The 2604-nt window shown below is 64.6% G+C and carries 4 protein-coding genes; 1 reads left to right on the plus strand and 3 read right to left on the minus strand.

Annotated elements, in window-relative coordinates:
• The 3 genes from Q0L57_RS12190 to Q0L57_RS12200 form a co-directional block, all read right to left on the minus strand.
• Positions 1-625, minus strand: a 625-nt coding sequence (locus Q0L57_RS12190) for an ADP-ribosylglycohydrolase family protein (protein ID WP_296742957.1), incomplete at its 3' end; no start/stop codon positions are given.
• A 2-nt stretch (positions 626-627) separates the two neighbouring features.
• Complete coding sequence (locus Q0L57_RS12195; protein WP_296742958.1) at positions 628-1353, minus strand: GntR family transcriptional regulator; 726 nt, start codon at positions 1351-1353, stop codon at positions 628-630.
• Between the two features lie 142 nt (positions 1354-1495).
• Positions 1496-2266 (minus strand): IclR family transcriptional regulator C-terminal domain-containing protein, encoded by a 771-nt coding sequence (locus tag Q0L57_RS12200; RefSeq protein ID WP_296742960.1) that lies wholly within the window; start codon positions 2264-2266, stop codon positions 1496-1498.
• A gap of 108 nt (positions 2267-2374) precedes the next feature.
• Between Q0L57_RS12200 and Q0L57_RS12205 the strand changes: the two genes are divergently transcribed.
• On the plus strand, positions 2375-2604 hold a 230-nt coding region (locus tag Q0L57_RS12205), incomplete at its 3' end, for a CoA-transferase (protein WP_296742961.1).

Here is a 2604-nt window from a genome sequence, read left to right on the forward strand (position 1 = left end):
CAAGCCGCGCCGCCGCGATGGCGTGCTCCGAGGCGGCGCGCCAGTCGCTGCCGGCGACACCGCTGCTGACGGCCGCCGCCACGGCGGCTGCGGAAGCAATGGCGATCGAAGTGTTGTGCGTCGCCCGGCAGGTTTCCGCCACCTTGGCGACAAGTATATCGAGCGGCACCGGCGGCATCATGATCCCGACGGGCCCAATACGCATCGCGGCGCCATTGGTGTCGCCGCCGCGCCCGGCTTCCTCCGCCGGCACGCCGTCATTGATGGCGTCGATGGCGCGCTTGGTCGAGGGGCCAAGCAGGTCGTAGCTGCCCCGCGCCTTCACGTCGCGTTCCCAGTCAAGCAAGGCATTGACCCAGCGCGCATGGTCGAAACGCTCGCCGGACTCCACCAGGATGCGGCCGAGCAGAAGTGCTTGTTCGGTATCGTCGGTAATGGCTCCGGCCGGCAGGCCTTTCGACACCGGATGGTCATCGACGGGCGCGACGAAATCCTCGACATGGCCGTAGAACTCGGCGATGCGGGCAGGCGACAAGAGCTGCGTCGGCATGCCCAGCGCATCGCCAAGCGCGCCGCCGATCAGCGCTCCCATTGCCCGGTCCATGGTCTCGGCCGCGTCAGCCATGCTCAGAACTCCAGATGCAGCGCGAAATGCGCAGGGTTGAGCAGGCTGGTGACGAATTCGATGGCGCGGCCGTCGGCGGCGCGTGTCAGGCGACGCGTCCGCAGGAACGGCGTCCCCGGCGCGCAGTCGAGTATGGCGGCATCGGCGGCGCTCAGCATCTCGATATCGACCCATTCCTCGCCATGGTCGGGAACCAGCCCTGCCCCGCGTAACGTCTGGTGAAGCGTGCCTTCGCGCAGTCCGCGCAGGGGTACGTCTTCCAATTCCGGCGACAGCGGCAAGCGGCTGCGCTCGATCGAAATGGCGTGGCCGTCATTGGCGTTGGTGCGCACGCGGTCGACCGCGATGAAGGACGGGCTATCGACACCGAGCTTTGCCGCCAGTTCGGCATCCTCGATGACCTCGAGCCGCAGCGTTCGTGTCTCGGCATTGGCGCCCGCATTGGCGAGCGCGCGCGACCAGCCTATCGCATCGTCGACCGGCATGCCGTCGAACGTGACGAAGGACCCGATGCCGACCCTGGTGGTGATGAGCCCGCGGTTCGACAATTCCTCAAGGCCCTTGCGGACCGTATTGCGGCTGACGGAGAAGCGCTGGACCAGCTCGTTTTCGCTCTGCAGGCGATCACCGAAGCCTAGCACGCCGGAGCGGATTTCATGCTCCAAAACGGTCGCGATCTGCTCGGGCTTGCCGGTGCCGGGTGTGATCTGCGTCGCGCGACGGGCCATATCAATACCTGTTCAATGAACCTGTATAATCCTGTTCAATATCGGAATTGAAACGTGCCGTCAACGGCCCCTGTGGAGTTTGGCGAACGCGACGATTGATTTGGTCGGCACACCCGCGATCCGGCCGGACGGCACGCGCTCTTCAGACGAAGAAGAACTCCTCGACGCGCTGCTTGGCCTTGTTGAGCACGGGCAGGATCTCGCGCTCCATCGCCTCGACGGAAAAGCGCGCCGACTGGGTCGAGACATTGATGGCCGCGACTGTCCGACCGGCGCGGTCATGGATCGGCACGGCGATCGAACGCAGGCCGAGTTCCAGTTCCTCGTCGACGATGGCGAAACCGTCAGCCCTCGCCTTGTCGATCGCCTTGCCAAGCGCGACGCGGTTGACGATTGTCTTCGGCGTCCGCCGCTCGAGCCTGGCCTCGGCGACGAAGCTCTTCAGTTCGCTCGCGCTCAGTCCGGAGAGCAGCACCCGCCCCATCGAGGTGCAATAGGCCGGCAACCTGGTGCCGACGTCGAGCGCGACGCTCAAGATGCGCCGCCCAGGAATGCGGGCGACATAGACGACATCTTCGCCCGACAAGACGGCAGCGTTACAGGCCTCGTCGAACTGCCCGGCTACCTCGCGCATGATCGGCGCCGTGAATGTCCACAGTGAAGCTCCGCCTAGCCAGGTTCGCGCGACAGTCAACAAGCGCGGCGACAGCGAGAACGTCCGACCCGACTGCGTCGCATAGCCAGTCGCCGTCAGCGTCAGCAGGAAGCGGCGGGCGCCAGCGCGGGTCAACCCTGCTTCCTCGGCCATCTCGGTCAGCGTCATCCCGGAGGGATGGCGGGCAAGAATCTCCATGACCGCCAAGCCTCGCTCCAGCGAACCGACATGATCGCGCGACGTTGCTTCCTCATCCACGGGCATTCCCACCGACATTGACTCTGCGTGGAGCATCGGAGTAGAAATATCCCATATAAAACATATGTTCGCAATGCGAACTTTTCGGGTACCTCGGAGCGTTCTGCAATGGTCAAGTTCCTGCCGCTAAGGGATGCCGTCGGACAAAATTTGCACGACGGCGACACGGTCGCCTTCGAAGGCTTCACCCATCTGATCCCGACCGCCGCCGCGCATGAGGCGATCCGCCAGGGCTTTCGCGACCTGACGCTGATCCGCATGACGCCCGACCTGATCTACGACCAGATGATCGGCATGGGCATGGCGAGGAAGATCGTCTTCTCCTATGTCGGCAATCC

Origin of the sequence: Mesorhizobium sp., from assembly GCF_024509055.1 — a bacterium.
In the GTDB taxonomy this organism is placed as follows: Bacteria; Pseudomonadota; Alphaproteobacteria; order Rhizobiales; family Rhizobiaceae; genus Mesorhizobium.